The organism is Bartonella sp. AP258QHHD (assembly GCF_042196145.1).
Lineage (GTDB): Bacteria > Pseudomonadota > Alphaproteobacteria > Rhizobiales > Rhizobiaceae > Bartonella.
Window position 1 is genome coordinate 821 of the sequence record NZ_JBHIPR010000003.1, and the last position, 255, is coordinate 1,075.

Sequence of the window (255 nt, forward strand, 5' to 3'; positions counted from 1 at the left end):
AATCTGCACATCTTGGCGTGCCGTGATGTGTGATTGTGTGGAAGTGGTTTCCCATTGATCGCCCGTATCTTTGGCGCTTGCAATTCCAACACCCACAGAAGCACCGCTGTTGCTCTTTTCAAACTGAAACCCAAAGCCTTCCCGTTCTTCTACAGAGTTTGACTTATGGCTATTATGACCAACAAGCACATTCACATCATGCGCTGCGGTAAGATTAACATTTTCCCCTGCAAGATCAGAGCCAACAATTTTCAC

At 46.3% G+C, this 255-nt stretch carries 1 protein-coding gene; it reads right to left on the reverse strand.

The features are described from left to right. On the reverse strand, positions 1–255 hold a 255-nt coding region (locus ACFIMM_RS00625; RefSeq protein WP_375692565.1), incomplete at both ends, for a hemagglutinin repeat-containing protein.